This window comes from Exiguobacterium sp. UBA3968 (assembly GCF_002385115.1).
Taxonomy (GTDB): Bacteria; Bacillota; Bacilli; order Exiguobacteriales; family Exiguobacteriaceae; genus Exiguobacterium_A.
In genome coordinates this window covers 1,955,937-1,977,522 of record NZ_DGCW01000005.1, presented here as the reverse complement: position 1 = coordinate 1,977,522, position 21,586 = coordinate 1,955,937, and the positions used below count along the sequence as shown (strand labels likewise).

The window sequence follows — 21,586 nt, the reverse complement described above, 5'->3', positions numbered from 1 at the left end:
ATGAATAATGTATTGTATATAGGAGATTTTAGAGGTAGAAGCGGTCCTTCAATTGTAGATTTATCATTAAAAAATGAACTTAACAGTGTACGCAATATTGAGTTTATACAAATAGATAAAAATCTAAAAAGATTGTTTAGAGATATAAAAAAGTTTGATCACTTACACTTTTCTGGCTTATCTACAAAAGGAATAATATATGCTTTGATTTTTAAAGTTTTTAATAAAAAAGTTAGTCATACATCTCATGGTGCAGTTCGTTTTTTAGACATTAATAATATTAAGCAATCAAAGATTAAGTTAATAAAGGAATTTGTTTCTTTTTTTATTTCGAATTCTATTATTGCTGTTTCAGATTCATACAAAGAAGTAATAAAAGAAACTTATCCACAATTTGCTCCAAAAATAAAATTTATAAATAATGGAGGTAGTAACTTTTCTGGAGAAAAAATAATAAATTTTAATTCGAATAAACTTTCCATAGTAACTTTTGGAGGTGATAGAGTTGAAAAAGGAACCTATGAATTGTATAAAACAATAAAGAAATTCATTATAGATAATGAATTTTTTAATGGAGAAGTAGAATTACATATAATTGGTGATATTTCAGATATATCTAAGTTCGATTCTTCTATAGTAACTTTACATGGAGAAATTCCTCAAGTAGAAGTAATAAAAGTTTTGGGATTTTGTAATTTGTACGTACAGAATAGTTTTTATGAGACATTTTGTATGTCAGCTTTAGAAGCAGTAGAATTAAACCTACCGGTTTTACTTAAAGCTTCTATTGGTTTACCAGTTATATTAAATGAAAGGTTTAAGTTCAATAATGTGAATGAACTATTAAATATATTAGATGAGATTATGCAAGCTAAAGTAAAAGAACAAGTTTTAATTTTACCTGATTTATCTTGGGATAACTCATCCAGAAATTATATGAAAATGTGGCGAATAGATAATGAAAAGACTTAAATCAATTTATTTTTTAATTGGCGAGTTATCAGTAGCAGCATCACAATGGATAATCATTAGTTTAATTGCTAAAAATTATTCATTAACTGAATTAGGTATTTACACATATTACTTAGCAATAATTGCGCCAGTAACAGTCATCATTCAAATGCAACATAGAACAATTTATGTAACTGAAGGAATTAAAAATGTAAGTATCGAAAAATATTTTAACTTAAGGATTAAATTAATTATTTTAGTCTTTTTGCTTATTGCTCCAACCTTTTTGATCACAGAAACGAATAATTTTTTATGTATGCTTTCTATATTATTATGGAAATCTTTCGAATTATTAAGCGACTTGATTTATGGGTATTGGCAAAAAAAAGAAGAAATTAAAAATATTACAATAAGTAAAATTTTTAAATCTATTTTTTATATAGTGATTTTCGTCTTTTGTGTATATTCTAATAAAAGTATGCTATTGTCGTTAATTTCACTATCTATTGTTTCAGGAATAGCATTATTTTTAGACATAGTAAAATCGAAAATACATATTAAAACATTGTTCGTTTATAAAGAATTTACTATTTTTGATATGAAAAAGATAGTGAAAATCTCTATTCCATTAGCTATAGCCTCTATGTTAAACATTCTTTATATCAATATGCCTAAATATGTTTTTGGTTACTTTAAAATGACAAACGAAGTTGCAATATTTTCTTCTATTTCTTATATACTAGTAATTGGTAATATGATTATTAATTCAATAATTCAAGTAAAAGTCAATCATATTGCTCAACTCTATAAATTAAAGGAGATTAAAAAAATAAAAAAAGAATCACTTAAATTTTTTAAATATATTTTACTGATAAGCACCTTCATTTTGATTTTTGTAACTTTTTTTGGAGATAATTTATTAGCCGTTTTATACAATGAAAAAATTTCAGAGTATTATTTTCTATTAGCAATGTTGATCTTTGGTTCAGTATTCAATTACTTTTCAATAATAATCGGTGTAGTTTTAACAGCAGCTCAGAAATATAAGTTGCAACCAGTTTTAGCGTTTTGTTGGTGTTGTGTATATGCTGTTTCATCAATATTACTTATTAAATATTTTGGTTTATATGGATCAGGTATTTCTTTTATAATTTCTTCGCTAATTCAATTTTTTTCGATTCACTATTTTTATAATAATTTAATTAAGGAGAAAATCTATGATTGAAATATTGAATTTATTAGCAAGTCTTATACTTATTTTGGTGATATGTATATTTTTATTATTTTTTAATAAAAGTTTTATTTTTAAAAGAATTAGTTTTTACTTTTTTGGATTAAGCTCCTTAATTGCGATCCTTAATCACTATTATTCTATATTTTCTCCATTGCCAGACGCTGATTCTTTCCATTATTTATCTACTAAATTTATAGAAAATACATTTTATGGTGGATCGACCTACATTAATCAATCTGTAGGAGCAATGTTTTTTGTTAAATTTTTTGTCGTTCCAATATATTTGGTCTTTGGCAATAACCCTTTGAATGTAATTTTAATAAATAATTTTTTAATTACTTTAGTCTTTATTATGATTGTTAAAGTTAGTGAATATATTGCACTCTATTTCAATGATAGTGATTTATCATTGAGAAGAAAGTCAAGAATAGAATTATTATCTTTTGGTTTAGTGTTTTTCTATCCTAGTTTATTTATGTACAGAATGTTTTTGTTAAGAGATCCTTTAATTATATTCGCTATAATTTTATTCATTTATTCGTTGTTGTTAATTTTTACTATGAAAATTAATAAAAAAAGTATTACTTTTTTTATTGTATCTATATTGTTGATTGGTTTTATCAGGCCTCAAAACGTCCCTATATTAATTATTTGTATAATAATATACACAGTATTTTTTTGGAAAATAAAAATTGTTCCTAAGTTAGGAATTATACTTTTTATTTTTGCGATAGTATTTTTATTTTCAGAAACACAAGTCTTTAGATTTATTAATCTTATAAATCCAAGCTATCTCATGTCATATAGATATAGTCAAGTAATTCAATTTAATTCATATTTATCCGATATAAATTATTATAGTTGGTTTGAAGTGATTAAATACATTCCACAAACTTCTTTTTACTATTTATTAACACCGTTTTTTTGGGAACCTGCTAGTTATAGATATCTGATCCCTTCAATCGATTCGCTTTTTAATTTTTCAATATTTATCTTATTAATTTTTTCTTTGAAAGCGCAAAATAGAAATAGTAACAAAATAAAAAAGTATATTTCATTTTTAGTCATATTTTCCTTAGTTTCTTTTGTATCATATAGTGTCGTTGAGGTGTATATGGGAGGAGCTGTCCGCCATAGAATGCAACAAATAATATTGTTACTACCTATAGTCATTGGATGGCTATCTTCTAGAAAAGGAAAGGATTAAATTATGAAAAATATAATTAAATTTATTTATTACAAAGTAAAATTTAATAAATCTAAAATACTGTCTAGAAGATTAGGAGGTAAGATTAAACTAGGTTATAAAACTGCTATATATAAAAATGTTATTTATAATAATTCTGAAATGGATAATTATTCTTACATAAATGAAAATTCATTAGTAATTAATACTAGGATAGGTAAATTTACATCCATCGGTTATAATTGTGGAATCGGATTACCAGAACATCCCATTAATTATATTTCCACATCACCCTTTATATATTCAGAAAATAATATTTTTAACTTACCTAAGACATTTGATTCTTTTACTAAAGATACTCAAATAGGAAACGATTGTTGGATTGGAAACAACGTAATAATATTGCAAGGTAAAACTATAGGTGATGGTGCCATAATAGCTGCTGGATCTGTAGTTACTAAAGATGTAGAGCCATACTCTATTGTCGCAGGAGTCCCAGCAAAAAAAATTAAGTATCGTTTCTCAGAAAGTGAAATTAAATTTTTGAATCAATTGAAATGGTGGGATTGGCCGATTCATTTATTGAAGGAACATCAGAAAATGTTTTTGAGTAAAGATAAATGGTTCGAAGAAATTAAGGGAGTTTGAAGAAATGAATAAAAAAATTACAGTAGCAGGAACTGGATACGTCGGTCTTTCAATGGCCGTATTACTCGCACAACACAATGAAGTCACATCGATTGATATCATTAAAGAGCGAGTCGAAATGGTCAACAACCGTAAATCCCCAATTGTTGACGCAGAAATCGAAAACTTTCTTCAACATAAGGAATTGAACTTACACGCGACGACAGATAACTTCGAAGCCTACAAAGAAGCAGAATTCGTCGTCATCGCAACACCGACAGATTATGATCCAACACTTAACTACTTCAATACGCGTACAGTTGAGAGTGTTGTTGCAACCGTCCTTGCAATCAATCCGGATGCAACGATGATCATCAAATCGACGGTACCTGTAGGTTATACACAAGAGTTAAAAGAAAAATTAGATACGCCAAATATCGTCTTCTCACCAGAGTTCTTGCGTGAAGGTCAAGCGTTACATGATAACCTTTATCCATCGCGTATCGTCGTTGGTGAACGTTCAGAACGCGCGCAACAGTTTGCTGACTTATTACTCCAGGGGGCAGTAAAAAAAGACGTTCCTGTCCTACTGACTGACTCAACGGAAGCTGAAGCTATCAAGCTCTTCTCTAACACTTATCTTGCAATGCGTGTAGCTTTCTTCAACGAACTCGATACATATGCAGAAGTCAGGAGTCTTGATTCTAAACAAATCATTGAAGGTGTCGGTCTTGATAGTCGGATTGGTAGCCATTACAATAATCCTTCGTTCGGGTACGGTGGATACTGCTTACCGAAAGATACGAAGCAACTACTTGCAAACTACGAAGATGTTCCGAACAACATCATCGGAGCAATCGTCGAAGCGAACCGGACACGTAAAGATTACATTGCGGATACGATCATCAAGCAAAATCCAAAAGTTGTGGGCGTTTATCGATTGACGATGAAGACGGATTCTGACAACTTCCGTGCCTCATCGATCCAAGGAATTATGAAACGAATTAAGGCAAAAGGAATCGAAGTGATAGTATTTGAGCCTGTCTTAACGGAAGATACATTTTATAACTCGCGTGTCGTTCGTGATGTTGAAGCGTTCAAACAAGAGGCAGACATTATTCTTTCGAACCGAATGCATCCAGAATTGACTGATGTCGAAGATAAAATATATACAAGAGATTTATATAGTCGAGACTAAAGGGGGATTAGAGTATGATACTACTTACTGGCATGTCTGGATATATAGGCAGTCATACTGCTATCAAATTAATAGAATCAAATTTTGATATTATTGGAATTGATAATTTTTCCAATAGTAGTAAAGAATCAATTAATCGAGTTAATAAAATTACTAACAAAAAAATTCATGTTGAACAGATAGATTTATTGAATGCTACTCATTTAAATGAAATATTTTCGAAGTACAATATTGAAGCTGTAATTCATTTTGCAGGTTTAAAAGCAGTAGGGGAATCCGTAGAGAAACCTCTAGAGTATTACATCAATAATGTTACCGGGACACTGAATTTATTAGACGTTATGAAAAAATATAATGTTAAAACTATTGTGTTCAGTTCATCAGCTACAGTTTATGGAGATCCAAAAGAAGTACCAATAGATGAAGGTTCACCATTAACTACAACAAATCCATATGGAACAACAAAATTGATGATTGAACAAATTTTAAAAGATCTTGCAAATTCGGATTCTGAATGGAATATTACAGTATTACGTTATTTCAATCCGATTGGTGCGCATTCTTCAGGATTAATTGGTGAAGATCCATCAGATAAACCTAATAATTTAATGCCGTATATTTCTCAAGTTGCAGTTGGGAAATTACCTAAATTACAAGTTTTCGGTGATGATTATCCAACAAAAGACGGTACAGGGGTAAGAGATTATATACATGTCGAAGATCTTGCAGTAGGTCACGTTAAAGCAGTTCAACAAGTATTAAATCAGTCAGGGCATAATATATACAATTTAGGAACTGGTAATGGTTATAGTGTTTTAGAAATGATTAAGGCTTTTGAAAAAGCGGCGTCTACCTCTATTCCTTTCGAAATAGTAGATAGGCGTTCTGGAGACATTGCGACATGTTTCGCAGATCCAACAAAAGCTAAAAATGAATTAAATTGGTCGGCTGAAAAGACACTACACGACATGTGTAGAGATTCTTGGAACTGGCAAAGAAATAATCCGAACGGATATAGTAAATAAAAAAATCAAGTGTCTAAAAAGTAATCAATTATAGTCTTAGTAAACTGATTGACATGAAGAAAAGTTTGATACGCGAGCTTTGTATAGTAGAGACTAAGGAACAATCAAAAGAGTGCAATTTGGTGGAATGAACCGTTCACCAAATTGCACTCTTTTTGTATAAAGCTTCAATTAAATCTAAAAGCGTATAGTTTATCGAGTCTGAATACGTAATACGATGCCCATACGTTTAGATTTTGTCCAGTCATCAAACTCATTCAGAGATTGCCATTTTCTACTTTCCTGCAAGTCAATCATTTGGTCGGATTCAATAGCAAACAGTTCATGAGCATGAAGGGAATCTGCTACTGTCCAGTTTCGATCGAACACATCGTTCGCCATGGCGAGTGCCAATTCGACAATCGACATCGTGTCGACAGTCAGACCTTCATGTTCGATTCGAAACGGCAAAATATTGTCTGCTTGTCGTAAGAATTTCTTAGCGTTGTTCAATTCATCCGTTTTTGCCCCGATTGGTCCCTTTCCTCCTGTTAAAACATAGTAAAAGAGGCGATCATCATTCGCTAATTCGACTAATTTAATCGTATGATGCGGAAGGTGGATTCCAGTCGTATCTAAGAATTCGGCAGTCATGTTCGTGATTTGTGAAGTAGCACCATAAAAACGTTGGACGACTTCTTGGGCACTGAATCCGGATGCCGTATAGATCGTATGGTCTTTTCGATAACTTTCTTCAAAAGGAACATAGCCAAAATTCTCGCGCAACGTATCATATATTAAATGGGTCTATGAAGTAGGAACCATTTGAACTAACGTCTGGTGCAACTCTTGGTTGTTGGCAGGTGAAAATGTTCCCAGTGGATAGTATCCTGCGTAGTTAAACAGTTGTTGGTATTCGAGTCGTTCCGATTCGAAGATCCTGCTTTCTCATAACATATGATCACTCGCTCTCAAATGATTTTTGAATTAAGATAGGTCGGTTTTGTCAGACGAGACGTATTAAATGGATGGAAGTATATCATTCTTTTTTTATGATGACTGTCCGCACACGAGACATTTGTTCTACGATCTTCATTTCACGAAGAATGTTTTGCTGTTGTTCTCTTAAGTATTTAGCTGCCTCGTTTCTAAGTTGACTGCGCTGCTTAAGGGCTGCTCCATTTCTCGCCATCCGTTTTTTGGTTAAGAATTGATTCAAGAAGTCTTTTCCTTTTAGCGTCACGAAAAGGGGCGCAATAATCGTGATCCACTGGATGAGAGAGGAATCAAACATCGTAAATAGATAAGAAAAGGGAGGTGTAGATAGCAGTATCGAGCAGACGACATAGAACAGAATACCGATAACGACATTAAAAATTTTTGACTTAAATACCTTGTGATTGGCTTGTTGCAAAATATAGTTATTCGATCCTTTAAACGTCTTCATGACTGATTTAATATGTTTCATTTCATCTAAGACACTCGTTCCTGTGAAGGTTGGTAGTGAAGTATGATGATTAATGGGAGAATGAGGAGCGATTTTGGGTTGTCTTGTAGACGTCAGTTGAAGGAATTTGGCTGTCAACATATACAGACCTTTGATGATCAGTAGGCTAATGCCGATCGAAGGGATAATTAACAAAATGATTCCTTGAGCGTTCATCGAGTAGGTATATGTATATAGACCGTGCATCGGACCCTTTTGTAAAAAGTTCACAAGTTGCGTAGTGACTTGAATCAGAATGATGATGACGACGAGAGAAGTACCTATCAATTCTCCACGTTTCTCCATTAAAATCTCTTTGAACGTTGGAACTCTATTCGAGTGTTTCATGTGATTAATCCTTGTTTACGTACGATTTCAAACAGCGTACCATGATGCATTGTGATCTGTTTGTCTTACTTATAGATTATACAATTAAAGGTTTTATTTCAATTTATTAGTAAATTATTTTTGGTATAGCAGCTAAAATGCGTTTTTCAAAATTTTTATTTCCTTATATTTCAAATGTATTCTTCATTTCTTTTGGTTTTTCTATAATATGTAGAATAGCCGTTGAAGAATAAGGAGATGAAAAAATGAGAAAAATGATAGCAGGAGCTGTAGTGATTTCGCTGTTGTACCCTGGAATGTCAGCATCAGCAAGTGTCAGTCTGCCAACTGTCGCTCAAATTAAAGAAAACGATGTGACTGGAAATAACATGATCATTCGAGGCAATACGATGTATCACTCTGATTACGAAGGAACGAAGCTCTTTGATTTAAAAACAGGTATATTGTTACGGAAAAATCCTACGGGGGATACATTGCTAGATGTTAGTAAGGACGAGTCGAAATTCATCGCCAAAGAATTTTGGCACACGTACTTTACGATTTATGATGCGTTCGGAGATGAAATTCGTACGATTGACAGTCTTGAATACAATGGAGAGACGTATCGATTCAATAGCGGGATCAAAGTGAACTTTTTGCCGAACTCCTCGAAACTCGTCATCGCATCTGACGACCATATTTTCTTATATGACCTGAATAGTGAAAAGGTATTAGCTGCTCGCGGGATTGACACATATGGTGCGCTAAAAGTATCGAATGATTACATCATGATTGGTGATAACACCTCGATTCGTGTCATGAACCATAACTTAGATTTGATAACGGAAGTGTTACCATCAGAAAATATCATCTCATACGATCTGACACGATCGAATACGCTTGTTTTTAATACGTATAGCTCCCGTATCTATCAGTCTAAGAGTCCATACAATAAGTCGGTCCTCTCGACACTGAAAACCTACGATGATATTGATTTAGACGAGAGTGGCATGTTCCTTGGTACTTCTAAAGGAATCTTATATGATATGCAAACAGCGAAGCGGATTTATACAAATCTAGACGAGTCACGGATTGCCTTTAACGAAAACTCGTCTAGAATCATTACGACAGGTGACCCGGTTCGTGTCTACGATACGAAAAACTTAAAAAAGCGAACTGTGAACGCACAGATTAGTACAGACTTTAATTCATTGATTGTTCGAAATGATATGACGCCGACGTTTGTCGCAATAGCGAAAGACGGTACGAAAACGAAATTGACGAATCAAGTCGCGTGGCGCTCGGATAATTCACAAATCGCTTACTTCTCAAATGGGAAGTTAATCGGAAAATCGCCTGGTAAAGTAACAATCAAAGGAACATATGAAGGGTACACGGCCACACTTTCATTAACCGTCAGAAAAGCATCAAACACAACGAACGTGAAATGGTTAACGTCTCAGAAGAATATGTTGAATCAAACCGGAACGTTCGTGAAGGCTTCGCATAAGTTGTATGATTCTTACTCTAAAGTAAAAGGAACGAATGGAAAGTTCTATTACCAAGGAAAAGTCTATACGAGTGGTATTTTTAAAGGGAATGCCTTGTACGGAACATATCGCAATAAGAAAACTGTGGACGAAATACTTTTACCGATGAGTACGGAAAAACGGAACGATATTAGTGAAAAACAAATAATGGATGTTTTCGGAAAACCGAAGAAGTCTTACCGATTCGACCCGGCGTTGTCTTCGAAATTGATGCGAGGGAACAGCGCGCTTGATCAACATCAAATCAAAAAAATCAGTCTCTATACTGTCAAAAAGAAGAATGCTTTAGAAATAGTCTACGATGAAAAAGGATATGTCCGATATTTGCATCTGTTTGAGTCAGCTCCTGAATAATGAATCGTATCTTTAATAAGGATGAGGAGGACAGGAAGATGACGACATGTTCGAGTTGCCAAACGAGTATTCAAAAACAGTATGAGTATTGTCCGAAGTGCGGAAACAAGGTTCAATATGAAGAACTCAAAAAATTGAACGAAGAAAAGCCGGTTAATTTTTATGAGCAGCAAAACATCGTGACCAGAACATCAGATGGTCCGTTGATTAGACTTATGATGTGGGGAAGTCTGATTGTTTACTTGATCAGCTTGTGGATCTATTCTGCATACTTTAAAGAGCAACATAATCGAGGATTTTTCTTCCAAAGCGAAGAGAACGTGATGTCGGTATTCGTGCCGATTCTTCTTATTGTGGTGATACAGTTTGTTTTCCTCTCGACATCGATTAAAACGAATCAGAAAAAAGTATGGATCATCCCGTTTAGTATTACATTGCTATCTGCACTCGTCTTTTTCAACATGTATCGAGAATTAGATCAATTGCAGCTAGCGTATGGTATTTCAGGAAGTATTGTCGTTGAGGCGATGCAGGCTTTGACTATTATATACGTAGCGTTAGGCGCTCTTTTTCTAACCATTCCACTGATGATTTCATTGAAGAAGAGATAAAAGTATTCCCATGGATGCTGTAGACATCATAACGAGCCGATTTAGGCTTATTATGATGTCTTTTTACTGTTCATCCAAAGGTGAAGTGCTGTGTGTCGGGTAAGGTTCATTCGTATGCAGCGATCACTCGTCTTCTTTTACTGAAATCATTGCCAAGGAAATAATACTAGTGATACCGAGGATAACTTCCGCTAGATAGAACTTACTTAATAATAAAAGATGTGGACAGGTATTAGACTAAAAAACATCTGCAGAATGAACTTTTGAAAGTTACTGTACTGAAAAAATAGACATTGACCACTTGTACAGAAAATAAATATGAGGATTTGGATGGTTGTGTAAAATTAGAAATATAATACAAAAATAAATATTAGCTAGAGATTTCTTAAGGAGTGAATTTAGGTGAAACAATCAAAAGGAACGTTCATCGTAGTGACTGCATGCATACTGATATTACTCGTCGGGGGAGCGATCTATAAGTTAAATCTGTTTGATTCGAGTTCACACAACGCAACAAAGCCCGTCCCGTCTGTAAAAGCGGACGAAACGACGGAAGCGGGTCAAACGACGACGATTGCAACGCTCGATTCCTCGATGAAAGGGCAACAACAAACCATTACGGGAACGATTCTAGAGCGGTCCATGAATAAAGGGCATGTCTTTCTAAAAGTCAAAGATACGAGTGGAACGATCAGTGTCCCTATTTTTAAAGACAAAGCGATTGACGCGACAGAAATGAGTGTCGGTCAGAAGATTACTGTTACAGGAGAAGTGGATGAATATCAAGGAAAGATTGAAATCATTCCCCAAACACAAAAAGATCTTATCGTGATGGAGACAAAAGAAAGCGAACGTCTCACAAATGACGACATCGGACAAACAAAGACGATCTCTGCCGAAATTGTTTCGAAATATGTTCATCCGAAGGGACATATTTTCTTGACGGTCGAGAGTGAAAATGGACAATCACTGAAAGTTCCGTTGTTTTCGACATTACAACCAGATGCTAAGACGTACCCCGTTCATGCTACAGCTATAATCACAGGAAAAGTAACCGAATACAAAGGTGAGTTAGAGCTCGTACCGGAGACGTTAGGAGACGTGGAGGTCACGAATAAAAAAGCAGAGACGGTGCAAACACGTCAGATTTCATCCATCAAATCGTCAGACCGTGGATCACAAGTCGTCGTCGAAGGAATGGTCGAGCAAGTAACGAAGAAGAAGGGACATCTCTTCTTGCAGTTGATACAAGACGATTCACAAATCAAAGCGGTCTTATTCAAAGCCGACAATGATGAGGTCAAGGGAAGAAAAGAGCGCATTGAAAATGCGATGACTTCCCGTTTTCCGATTCGTGTCGTAGCAACCGTCGATGTCTATCAAGATGAACTCGAACTCATCATTGATAAAGTTTTAGTAGATTGAAGGAGACGCTCATGACACAACGACAATTACTCATCGTCAATGTATTGGTATCTTTTTTACCATGGGTATTTCCCGCGGGAATCAGTTTAGTGATGTTACTGGTCCTCGGTCTAATCAGTGTCTACGCCTGGTACTTACAGCGCGACTATGATCAACGAACCGCCTATATGACACTTGTCGGGATGACACTCTTGACTACGTTCCATTTCTTTTTATTTGATCAATTGCTTTCGGCACTCTATGTCGTCCTTTTATGTATGAGCTTTATCGTAATCAATCTTTTGTCGAAGCAAGTACAGGTTGCTCCTGAGGCTACGGAAATAGTTGCTTATAGATCAACACCTACCATGGATGTGGCACGTCAAGAACATGAATTGACACGATCACTGATGATGCAGATGGATCATTACATGGAGCAGGTGTTACGAACGATGGAGAACGTCATGCAAAGAACGGAATCGTCATCCAATCAAAAAATGGCTGAATTGCATGCTATGATGGAAAATCATTCGTTGCACATGAGGAAAGACCTTGAAGGATTGCATGGGAAGATTGATCGAAATGCAGACGTGACAGCTGAACAGTCAGAAGCCATGATGGCTGATTTACAGACGGTTCTTCGTCTTCATCAAAACAAAGATGAGACGTTACAAGAAGTCATGGAACTGTTAAAAGAAAAGTCTTCTGATGGATTAGACTTCGAGACGATGCGGCAAATCATTCAAGATTTGCAACTGAAGAATATGAAAGAAACGAATCGGCGTTACGTTGAAAATCAAGAGATGAAAGATTTATTCTATCGTGCTTTTGATGAAGCACACTCTGACATCTGCATTGTCAGTCCATGGTTAGGGAATTGGTTACTGAAAGATAATGAATTACGGAATAAAATAGAGAAGGCACTCAAGCGGGGGGTAGACATCAAAATCGTCTATGGTATCGGCATGGACAAGGGAGCGAAAGATGCACGAGCAGTCACCTCTGAAAAAGTTGCAGAGGACTTGAAGAAGAGATGGCTGAAAAAGGGCTATCCGGGAAAAGTGAAGTTACATGTTTCAAATACCCATTTCAAGCTCTTGATGTGTGATGAAAAGTACTTAATCGTTGGCAGCTATAATTTCTTGTCAAATCAAGGGAAATTCGGAGAGACAGGATCTTGGCATGAGGCAGGTGAGTATGCCGAAGATACGGAACGAATTCGTCAACTGAAAGAGATTCATTTTTCGTTTTGAAATAAAGTGAGGCTGGAACATAACTCAGTTTCACAAACGAAAGGCCCTCGAAACGTGTAGTCGTTTCGAGGGCCTTGTTCTATGACGAAAAACCGATTCTGAATAAACAAATAAGGACAACCTCTGATAAAGTTAAAGTGACCAAACCATAACCATCGGAGGTGCCCTTATGTTTAAAGATTATAACATGAACCAGCTGGTTCTGCCCTTAGATTTAGAAGTTCGTCTTCAAGAAAATGATATCGCGTTCGCTGTCCATCATCTCGTCGAATCCATTCCGGATGATGTTTTCGATCCTTTCATGCGGACGACGGGATGCCCTGCTTATCATCTGCGGATGATGTGGCTAGCGCAAAGGAATGCGCCGAGCTATCGTACCATCAACCGTTTTCGAGTGCATCCCGCAGTCACTCCAATCTTGAAGCAAGCCTTCGTTACCTTCCATTGCCATCTCGTCGAGATGGGAGAAATCAATGAAGAAGCCATCTTTATCGATGGTACAAAGTTAGAGGCGAATGCGAACCGATACACCTTTGTTTGGCGGAAATCGATCGAACGTCATAGTTCGTCTCTCGTGGACAAATCGAATCGTATCTATGACAACCTCGTCGAACAAGACATCCTACCGGAAATTGAACGAGAAAGCCCGGACGAACTCACTCTCTCAGAACTCGAACACATGGGTGAAGCTTTAGACGCACATATCGCTTCCATCAACCAAAAAATCGAGGCGAGTTCGGATAACCAAGAAAGAAAACGTCTACGTTCTGAACGGAAGGAACCACGTCTCCTTCGAAAGGAGATTACAGATTTCATCGAGCGGAAACAGAGATACGCCCTCCAAAAGAGGACGCTCGCTGGACGGAACAGCTATTCGAAAACAGACACAGACGCGACGTTCATGCGAATGAAGGAAGATCATATGCAAAATGGACAACTCAAGTCAGGCTATAACGTTCAAATCGCGACCGAAGGACAGTACACACTCGCTTATGATGTTTATCCGAATCCGACGGATGCCCGGACGTTACTCCCCTTTTTAGATGAGATCAGCTCATATTTACCACTACCACCGCATATCGTTGCGGATGCCGGCTATGGGAGTCAGGAGAATTATCAGGATATTCTGATGCGCCGAGGGCGCATTCCACTCATCCCTTATACGATGTTCGAAAAAGAAAAGTCTCGAAAATGGCGCAATGATCCATTTAACACAGCAAACTGGTCTTATGATGAAAGGTCGGATCGTTTTGTGTGCCCTAATGGACAGGACGTAACATTCCGTTACATGTCCAAGAGAACAGATCGGTACGGATTCACGCGTGATTTCAAGGTGTATGAAAGCGAAGGGTGTGATGGCTGCCCGTTTCGCTCCCGTTGTACCAAGGCCAAAGAGGGTCGTCACCGACAGGTACACATAAACACTTCATGGGAAGAACAAAAAGAACAGATGAAAAAATGGCTTTCAGATCAAAAAACAGGATCCCTCTATGCGAAACGGAAGATAGACGTGGAACCAGTTTTTGATATCTGAAGGCTAATTTGAGTTTCACTCGCTTTTCTGTGAGAGGAAAAGCGAAGGTGAAGCGTGAGCTCGGCTTTATCCTCATGGCCGTAAATTTAAGAAAATGGCTCATCCAAAGCGTTGCCCGAAGGGCAATTTGACGCGAGACAATGAAAAAAGAAGGAATTGCACATCCTGAGTGATGTCAATTCCTTCTTCTCGTTAAATTCAGCTAGTTATGTCCCAGCCTCATTTCAGCACGTCACATGGCAAAGAGAGCGATGTTTACACGAATGTGATTGATGAAATCATATGAAATTGCGGATATTAAACGCACTAAGAACAGATGGTGATAAACCGGTAGCTTTACGAATTAGAACGCAAACAACTTCACCCGGTACTTATTTTTATCACATCAGATGACAATCGATATTTCATGAGGATATTCAACGACCCGCTCACACGGAAACGATTCATGTGTTAGTCAAGTAAATCAGTTTTAGATGAAAACGAAGAATGATGCTTGAAAGGCGACACACTAGTGAGTAATCGGTGTGTCGCCTTTATTTTAAGTTGATTTTTTTGAGGGGGCAAATACCTAATTGTATTTTAATTTCAAATAAAAGATGTGTTGAGAGTGAGCTAAAGGTGGAGACCGACGAGGATTTTATGATCGAGTAGTTTCGTATACTGGAGTGTATGGAAGAATTCATTGCCGAAGTCACACGGTAAAAGTTGAATATGAATCATGTGGTAGCTGTAAGACACATTCGGATGCGCCTTTAGTATGTTCAGGATTGTCTGCTCTTGTGATGCCGGACTAATATCGTAGATGTGGAAAGAGATGATGTTATGACGGATACGAAACGGGGCAATCGTGAGGGTGAACGGCTTATGATGGGCGAATCGATGTTCTGTTGAAACAGTCGAACCGGTGATGACGAGCTCGTTAGGGGTAATCCGTAATTTCGGGTGCCAAAAGTCTTTAAATTCAATCGCAATGACGTCACGTAAATCTTCTTCCAAGACATGAGTAGTGACGAGAATATCCGATGGGTTACCGAGATAATCGTTATCCGTGTTCATAAGTAAGCTCCTTTGGGTGGAATCATTGATGGGTGAATCGGGGTAAGTACATATACGTGGTTTCTCCTATCCGAAAAGGAAAGGGATTCAATAAGATTGTAACTTTTTTCCTTATTTTTTTTGTTCGATCATTAAGTGTTTAGGGAAAGCGATTCTTGATAATCCATCGGAAATTGATCGTGCGGTTTTATTGTTCATCGCGTCAGTCGCCATCTAAAGGAGGAGCCATTCATGACACACTATGACTATCTCGATCAGTATCTATTGACACATTCGAAATATGCAGCGCACACGATTAAGGCGTACCGGAGCGACCTTCGGCAAATGAGAAGTCATCACGTCGATTGGTCGGTTGCGTCCTTACAGCGTTATTTTCACTTGATGAAGGCACGCTATAAACCATCGACGATCTTGCGACGATATCATGTTTTGCGTCGGCTTGGTAATGTTCTCGTCGAGCAGAGACGCATCAAAAAGAATCCGATGATTGAGATCCGTCCGATTGTCCACCAACGTTTGCAGGATGAGACGTATCACGATAGTGAAGAGTTAATCCCAATAATCCGACAGATTCAAAATCCAACCTATCGCCTCTTCTTCGAGGTGCTCAGCCAAACGGGCCTCCGCTTCATGGAGGCCCGTTTGTTGACAGTGCAGGATTTCGATTTAGTAAAAGGTGAACTGTACGTTCGTTACGGCAAAGGCGGGCGGACACGAACCGTTCCGATCGGGGAAGCACTCCGCGATAAGATCAGTCTATTTTTAGCGGAGCGCACGACCGGCTACTTATTTCAGTCCGTTACTGAACGGATGGTTAACGAACATGCAGCGAGAAAGGCACTTCGCGAGGTGGGATTTACACATCTAAGGCGTCACGTCCGTCCGCATATGCTCCGGATCGCGTATGCGACCTATCTCTATCAACAAGCCGGTTTGAAGCTGCTTGATATAAAACGTCTGCTTGGTCACGCCAGCATCGCAACGACGGAAGGATACATCCGCAGTCAGACGAATCACGTCCGGGACATTCTTAATCGTCTGTCCGCTTAAGACGATTGACCGATGTATGGGCAATATCCTGCGACGGGAGGACGTAGTGTTGCGTCGTTCTTACATCGTTGTGACCAAGCAAGCGCATAATCGTCAGAATGTCCGTCTGATGGACGTGATAGAGCGTCGTTGCGAACGTCACCCGTATATCGTGCGGACGCAGGATCCGTCCGAGACATACTTGACTTGCTTCTCTTAAGACGCGGCGAAACTTTGCCGGATTGACCGGTCGTCCACTGTCTTCGCAAAATAATGGAAGTGCATTAGGACGAATCGTCTCGATATAGCGCGTCAGGACATCGCGCAACGCATGATGCAGTGGAACCTGACGTGATTGATCGCCTTTACCGCTCCGGACGAGCAACTGATCGCGCGCAAAGTCGATATCTGCGAGCTGTAAGTCACGGGCTTCTGAGAAACGTAGTCCTGTGTGCAGAAGAAGAAAGCTAAAGGCATAGACAGTTTCGTCGCAAATCATCTCAAGGACACGGTGGACGTCGTCGTACGTGAAAGCAAGTCGTCGGTAGGGTGCGGGAATCGGTTTTTTGACACGCGTCAACGGATTCGTCTGGAGCGAACGTTCAGCGACCAGTTGATCGAACAGGATTGAGAGAGCATGCAGTCGTCGAGCGGCAGTCGCTGGAGCGTAAGTGTCGCGCAAAAACTTGCCATAGCGCTGCAGCGACGGAACATCGATTCGTTCGACGTGGCGACAGAGATGCCGAACGTCCGATCGATAGGCTTTTTTCGTCAAGGGACGATAGTCCGCCTGTTCGATGATTGCGAGTAGTCGTTCTTGATAATAGGGCATCATCCGAGAAGGAGCTGAACTTTCTGCCGGAGTTCCGACTTCAATGAACGGAGTCGCGCCGGGGAATAACCGAGCGTCTCTTCCGTGCCGTGCATCAAGGCTTTGAGAAACGTGTACTCTTTATTCGACAGATCCCGTTTAAGTTCGCTGAGGAGATAATGAAAGGAGACGTTCGGCGTCCGAGGAAGCTCCGGCATCGTCTCGACCGCGACTTCGGTCGCAAGCGTCCGGTTGCGGGTCGCTAAGTAATCGAGCATCGCCCCTTTTGCTCGAATCCGGGCGAAGGTAACGGTCATGACCTTTCCTTCCTCAATCGATTTCCAAAGTCGGAGTAGGGCAGCTTGCCGACATTCATCATGTTCATTTGGGTGGATCGAGAGGCGGGACAGGAGGGAGTTGACGAGGGGAATCCAGTTACGTAGTAAGTCGTTCATGAGTATCCGTTTCTTCAGATATGCATATCTGTTATGTATTCCGCGGTAGTTTTAGTATAAGTAGAGTTATCCGCTCGACGCAACGCTCCATTTCTTCAATCATGCCAACGGTTTCTTCAACTTTTAAGTAGCGTAGGTGATGCAATTCCTCATCAATCTACCAGTTCTCTTCAGTTAAACCCGCATTCTAGCGCAGTTGCTTTCAGGATAACTCTACTTATCCGCTGGGGTGTTCGGAATTTATTGTTCCATATATACCTAAGTTTTAAATGGTATTTTTATTAAAGTATTGGAAAAATAAAGTTAATGGCATATAGTAAGAATGCTTTGAAATTAATTGTAACTTAAAGGAGATAATAACTAGATGAAGCGCATATTTTTTGTCATGATTTTTTGTATGATTAGTTTATTTTTTCAGGTAAACATTATTCATGCAGACACAAATCCTTCAATCCACCCATTTAAGATGGAGGATAAGACAATTGAGGGGAGTGCTCAACCTGATGAGCAATTATATGTACATGCTAACGAGAAGTTTTATTTTGTAAAAGCAGATAATACAGGAATTTTTAAAATTAATCTTACGGAAAAAATTGATCGTTCAGAAGTTACGTTGTATTTAAAAGATAGATGGGGGTATAACAGCAGTCAAATTACATATACTGCTAGTGATGTTCCTGTATCATCAGAAATTCCATCAAATGATACAGTTACTTTTTTAGGATTAACCAAGGATAATGAATATTATCTTTCAACATCTCCTGGCGCAGTTATTTATGCTACATATGAAGGTAAAGTCTTCTCTGGAAAAGAGCAATTACGTATTCCTAAAGGAGAATCGACACAAATAAAAGCGTATGCCAAGTCTTCGGATGGAGTTAAAAATGAAACCGTAACTATTCTTACAACTTTGACTGCTAAAATTGAATTGGAAGAGTTCGATTATAATAATAATTTATTAAAAGGTAAGGCATGGCCATATGCAACTCTTAAATTTCGAAGTGAAGAAAAAGAAATAGCAACTATTCAAGCAGATTATAAAGGTAAGTTTAAAGTAAAGTGGACACCGGCAATTGAAATCATGCAGAAGACTAATTTAATTACTGTTGAGAGTGTCAATATACCAGTGTCGATCAAAAATAGTATCATGATCAAAGGTTATGTTCCAACTGAATTAACGCCATTTTATATGTATCAAGATAATAAGTTTTCGTTGACTGGAATTACTTTTCCTGAGGCACAGGTAAAAATTGATAGTTCAACATGTACGATTAGTGATTCTAAAGGACGATTTAGTTGTGTTATTCCTATGAAAAATGAACCTGTGCGAAAAATCAGTTTTTATTCAAACGATAAGCAAATTGGTTTAACATACATTGAAGAAGAAGCTGATATTAATAAATTTCCGTTCGATTTGGAATACCCGATTACATCAGAAAATTCAATCTTTAAAGGTAAAACATTACCGAATCGCACATTTGAACTAAAGTATAATAAACAGTCTATAAAATTGATATCGGATGAAAGTGGAACATTTTCCGAAATCATTCCGAAAAATTATAGTGGTACATTGTCATTAAATCTTATATCTGAAAATCAAAAAAGTGTATTCCTTAAATCATGGACAGTTAAGGACGAACGCCAATTAATCAAGCCGGATATGAAAATCATTAATGATAACTTAATTTTAACTAATAACATGCCAGATATGAGACAGTTAAGCGGTGAAATTATTATAGAACATCAAAATGGTGAAATTGATATTGAAAAGTTAACATTCTCAAGCGATTATGGGTATCCTTATCCTTATCCTTTTACAAGTACTGTTAAAAATATTCAAGACGGTGACCATTATATTTTAAGAATTTTTACTGTTCAAAATGAAAGAGAGGCTCGATTTGAAGGAGTACTTCATCCAATACAAAAATTAGCTTTAAATTCTTTCAAGTCTACAGATGAAGTATTAACAGCAACAACAGAACCGTATGCGGAAGTTGAATTAAAAACTTGGGCTGCTAATCGTTATTTTGACGATCCGGCTTATTTTAGAGGAACCGCAAACTCAGAAGGTAAAGTATCATTAAAGTCAAGTGCATCGCGTGATTCGATTATTGATTTAGCTTCTACATTTGAAATTACTATTAGAAGAAGTCGGTCGTTAGACAACCTTACGTATTCACAAAAAATTATTGATGATTCCCCAGCAAAGATTAAAGTAGGTGTTGTGAAAGATACAGATGATACAATTCCTATAGAAGCAGATGATTTTATTAGAAAATTAGAAGTTCAATATTATAAAAACGATAAACTAATAAAATCATATGAAAGTAATTACTATCTCAAGCCATTTTTTAATATTTATTACGATAATGAAAAGCATAAAAAACGGTTTATAGACGACGAAGTTAATAGAATATTAATTCGGACTACAAATACTTCAGGACTAATGTCAGACTGGAAAGAAATAAAAGTCCTAAGTACGAAAATCCCGAATCTATTTGCAGATGAAATCTATTATGGAGATAAGACGTTAGAAGTAAAAACAGACGCTAATATTAGAGTGAAAATGATATCGAGTAAAGAAACGCTTTATGTCAAATCTAATGAGCTTGGTTATGCTCTATTCAAATTGAACTATCCAATCACAAATAAAGATTATATTCGATTTATAGTTAGTAGTGAATTTGGTGATTCTCATACTATTTCTAAGCAACCGATTGGATATCAAGTTGAAGATATTCGAATGAATAACTCAAAAAATAAATTATGGTTTGTAACTAAAGATGTGCATATTAAACTTAAAAATTATGAGTTGAAACTTAACGGGCAGATTGTAAAACTTCAAACGACAGGGTCTAATCCGCGTTCTGTCTTTAGTCTTCCTAAAGTAGCTAAATTACCATTAACTGTTGAGATTACGTTGAGAAATTCTGATGGGACTATAAAATCTTATTATAAAAAAATCATCAAAGATACCTATCGAAATAAAACGGTATCTAATATCAAAACTTCAACAAAAAATAAAATGATTGAAGGGATTGCACAACCGTATCACCAAGTAGATTTCATCAATCAAGAAAAGGTTAATCTTACTAGCGTAATGTTGTTTGAAAATCCAAAATTCAATGTTAAATCAAACCGTACTCTTAAGATTGGTCAAACGTTAACCATTGTCTCTAAAAATCCATTTGGTGAAAAAATAACGACACAAATAAAAGTAAAAGATGATGTAGCACCTAAAACACCAACCGTTTCCGCAATTACGACGAAATCTAAGAGTGTTTCAGGTAAAACTGAAGGAAACGCACAAGTCTTTATTAGTTACCGTAATAAAGTTTATAAAACAAAGGCAGATTCAAAAGGGATGTATCGTTTATCGATTCAATCATGGAAATATAAAGAAAAGGTATCTGTATATGCGAAAGACGCTTCCGGTAATAAATCAGGATTAGTTACTACGACTGTTCAAAGATAAAATACTATTATTTCATCGAATTCCAGATAACAAAAACAGAT

General features: G+C 36.9%; 17 protein-coding genes and 1 pseudogene. 13 read left to right on the top strand and 5 right to left on the bottom strand.

The annotated features are described in order from the left end of the window. Genes B3S86_RS11885 through galE form a run of 6 tightly spaced genes read left to right on the top strand, consistent with a single transcriptional unit; the run spans position 1 to position 6,221 of the window. On the top strand, positions 1 to 972 hold the full coding sequence (locus B3S86_RS11885) for a glycosyltransferase (RefSeq protein ID WP_290752858.1): 972 nt from the start codon (positions 1 to 3) through the stop codon (positions 970 to 972). After that, positions 959 to 2,176, top strand: a complete 1,218-nt coding sequence (locus B3S86_RS11880) for a lipopolysaccharide biosynthesis protein (protein ID WP_290752855.1) — start codon at positions 959 to 961, stop codon at positions 2,174 to 2,176. The genes B3S86_RS11885 and B3S86_RS11880 overlap by 14 nt, the downstream gene beginning before the upstream one ends. Then, entirely contained in the window at positions 2,169 to 3,392 is a 1,224-nt protein-coding gene (locus B3S86_RS11875) for a hypothetical protein (RefSeq protein WP_050678197.1), read from the top strand. Before B3S86_RS11880 ends, B3S86_RS11875 begins: the two co-directional genes overlap by 8 nt. Positions 3,393 to 3,395: 3 nt before the next feature. Further along, positions 3,396 to 4,019: a CatB-related O-acetyltransferase gene (locus B3S86_RS11870; protein ID WP_280526900.1), complete on the top strand. Its 624-nt coding sequence runs from the start codon at positions 3,396 to 3,398 to the stop codon at positions 4,017 to 4,019. A gap of 4 nt (positions 4,020 to 4,023) precedes the next feature. Beyond that, positions 4,024 to 5,196, top strand: coding sequence for a nucleotide sugar dehydrogenase (locus B3S86_RS11865; RefSeq protein ID WP_290752845.1), 1,173 nt, complete (start codon positions 4,024 to 4,026; stop codon positions 5,194 to 5,196). A 14-nt stretch (positions 5,197 to 5,210) separates the two neighbouring features. Next, a complete protein-coding gene (gene galE, locus B3S86_RS11860) occupies positions 5,211 to 6,221 on the top strand; it encodes a UDP-glucose 4-epimerase GalE (RefSeq protein ID WP_290752841.1) in 1,011 nt (336 codons plus the stop codon). Positions 6,222 to 6,413: 192 nt separating this feature from the next. Here the strand turns inward: galE and B3S86_RS11855 are convergent, their stop codons facing one another. Further along, positions 6,414 to 6,986, bottom strand: coding sequence for a hypothetical protein (locus B3S86_RS11855; RefSeq protein ID WP_290752838.1), 573 nt, complete (start codon positions 6,984 to 6,986; stop codon positions 6,414 to 6,416). Positions 6,987 to 7,239: 253 nt separating this feature from the next. Beyond that, positions 7,240 to 8,034 (bottom strand): hypothetical protein, encoded by a 795-nt coding sequence (locus B3S86_RS11850; protein WP_290752835.1) that lies wholly within the window; start codon positions 8,032 to 8,034, stop codon positions 7,240 to 7,242. Positions 8,035 to 8,279: 245 nt separating this feature from the next. Here B3S86_RS11850 and B3S86_RS11845 point away from each other — a divergent pair, with 245 nt between their 5' ends. The 5 genes and pseudogenes from B3S86_RS11845 (at position 8,280) to B3S86_RS11825 (ending at position 14,992) form a co-directional block, all read left to right on the top strand. Then, complete coding sequence (locus B3S86_RS11845) at positions 8,280 to 9,917, top strand: hypothetical protein (RefSeq protein ID WP_290752832.1); 1,638 nt, start codon at positions 8,280 to 8,282, stop codon at positions 9,915 to 9,917. A gap of 38 nt (positions 9,918 to 9,955) precedes the next feature. Next, positions 9,956 to 10,528, top strand: a complete 573-nt coding sequence (locus B3S86_RS11840; protein WP_290752829.1) for a hypothetical protein — start codon at positions 9,956 to 9,958, stop codon at positions 10,526 to 10,528. A gap of 402 nt (positions 10,529 to 10,930) precedes the next feature. After that, positions 10,931 to 11,953 carry an exodeoxyribonuclease VII large subunit gene (locus B3S86_RS11835; RefSeq protein WP_290752826.1) on the top strand — a complete coding sequence of 341 codons (1,023 nt, stop codon included), beginning with the start codon at positions 10,931 to 10,933 and terminating at the stop codon, positions 11,951 to 11,953. Positions 11,954 to 11,964: 11 nt separating this feature from the next. Then, on the top strand, positions 11,965 to 13,185 hold the full coding sequence (locus tag B3S86_RS11830) for a phospholipase D-like domain-containing protein (RefSeq protein WP_290752823.1): 1,221 nt from the start codon (positions 11,965 to 11,967) through the stop codon (positions 13,183 to 13,185). Positions 13,186 to 13,354: 169 nt separating this feature from the next. Beyond that, a pseudogene (locus B3S86_RS11825) lies at positions 13,355 to 14,992 on the top strand (IS1182 family transposase). A gap of 339 nt (positions 14,993 to 15,331) precedes the next feature. Here the strand turns inward: B3S86_RS11825 and B3S86_RS11820 are convergent. Then, positions 15,332 to 15,775: a hypothetical protein gene (locus B3S86_RS11820; RefSeq protein WP_290752820.1), complete on the bottom strand. Its 444-nt coding sequence runs from the start codon at positions 15,773 to 15,775 to the stop codon at positions 15,332 to 15,334. A 231-nt stretch (positions 15,776 to 16,006) separates the two neighbouring features. Here B3S86_RS11820 and B3S86_RS11815 point away from each other — a divergent pair, with 231 nt between their 5' ends. Further along, positions 16,007 to 16,825 (top strand): tyrosine-type recombinase/integrase, encoded by an 819-nt coding sequence (locus B3S86_RS11815; protein ID WP_290752817.1) that lies wholly within the window; start codon positions 16,007 to 16,009, stop codon positions 16,823 to 16,825. Here B3S86_RS11815 and B3S86_RS11810 read toward each other — a convergent pair. Both B3S86_RS11810 and B3S86_RS11805 read right to left on the bottom strand, forming a co-directional pair. Next, on the bottom strand, positions 16,806 to 17,636 hold the full coding sequence (locus tag B3S86_RS11810; protein ID WP_290752814.1) for a tyrosine-type recombinase/integrase: 831 nt from the start codon (positions 17,634 to 17,636) through the stop codon (positions 16,806 to 16,808). The two genes, B3S86_RS11815 and B3S86_RS11810, sit on opposite strands and share 20 nt — an antisense overlap. After that, on the bottom strand, positions 17,636 to 18,070 hold the full coding sequence (locus B3S86_RS11805) for a sigma factor (protein WP_290752811.1): 435 nt from the start codon (positions 18,068 to 18,070) through the stop codon (positions 17,636 to 17,638). The genes B3S86_RS11810 and B3S86_RS11805 overlap by 1 nt, the downstream gene beginning before the upstream one ends. Before the next feature lie 364 nt (positions 18,071 to 18,434). Between B3S86_RS11805 and B3S86_RS11800 the strand changes: the two genes are divergently transcribed. After that, positions 18,435 to 21,545 carry an Ig-like domain-containing protein gene (locus B3S86_RS11800; RefSeq protein WP_290752807.1) on the top strand — a complete coding sequence of 1,037 codons (3,111 nt, stop codon included), beginning with the start codon at positions 18,435 to 18,437 and terminating at the stop codon, positions 21,543 to 21,545. The last annotated feature ends 41 nt before the right edge of the window (positions 21,546 to 21,586 follow it).

What these genes read in the sequence shown, in the direction of transcription:
- B3S86_RS11800 (WP_290752807.1), top strand. Translation starts at nt 18,435, where the DNA reads ATGAAGCGCATATTTTTTGTCATGATTTTTTGTATGATTAGTTTATTT.
- B3S86_RS11880 (WP_290752855.1), top strand. Translation starts at nt 959, where the DNA reads ATGAAAAGACTTAAATCAATTTATTTTTTAATTGGCGAGTTATCAGTA.
- B3S86_RS11840 (WP_290752829.1), top strand. Translation starts at nt 9,956, where the DNA reads ATGACGACATGTTCGAGTTGCCAAACGAGTATTCAAAAACAGTATGAG.
- B3S86_RS11845 (WP_290752832.1), top strand. Translation starts at nt 8,280, where the DNA reads ATGAGAAAAATGATAGCAGGAGCTGTAGTGATTTCGCTGTTGTACCCT.
- B3S86_RS11865 (WP_290752845.1), top strand. Translation starts at nt 4,024, where the DNA reads ATGAATAAAAAAATTACAGTAGCAGGAACTGGATACGTCGGTCTTTCA.
- B3S86_RS11885 (WP_290752858.1), top strand. Translation starts at nt 1, where the DNA reads ATGAATAATGTATTGTATATAGGAGATTTTAGAGGTAGAAGCGGTCCT.
- B3S86_RS11805 (WP_290752811.1), bottom strand. Translation starts at nt 18,070, where the DNA reads ATGAACGACTTACTACGTAACTGGATTCCCCTCGTCAACTCCCTCCTG.
- galE (WP_290752841.1), top strand. Translation starts at nt 5,211, where the DNA reads ATGATACTACTTACTGGCATGTCTGGATATATAGGCAGTCATACTGCT.
- B3S86_RS11850 (WP_290752835.1), bottom strand. Translation starts at nt 8,034, where the DNA reads ATGAAACACTCGAATAGAGTTCCAACGTTCAAAGAGATTTTAATGGAG.
- B3S86_RS11820 (WP_290752820.1), bottom strand. Translation starts at nt 15,775, where the DNA reads ATGAACACGGATAACGATTATCTCGGTAACCCATCGGATATTCTCGTC.
- B3S86_RS11810 (WP_290752814.1), bottom strand. Translation starts at nt 17,636, where the DNA reads ATGCCCTATTATCAAGAACGACTACTCGCAATCATCGAACAGGCGGAC.
- B3S86_RS11815 (WP_290752817.1), top strand. Translation starts at nt 16,007, where the DNA reads ATGACACACTATGACTATCTCGATCAGTATCTATTGACACATTCGAAA.
- B3S86_RS11870 (WP_280526900.1), top strand. Translation starts at nt 3,396, where the DNA reads ATGAAAAATATAATTAAATTTATTTATTACAAAGTAAAATTTAATAAA.
- B3S86_RS11830 (WP_290752823.1), top strand. Translation starts at nt 11,965, where the DNA reads ATGACACAACGACAATTACTCATCGTCAATGTATTGGTATCTTTTTTA.
- B3S86_RS11875 (WP_050678197.1), top strand. Translation starts at nt 2,169, where the DNA reads ATGATTGAAATATTGAATTTATTAGCAAGTCTTATACTTATTTTGGTG.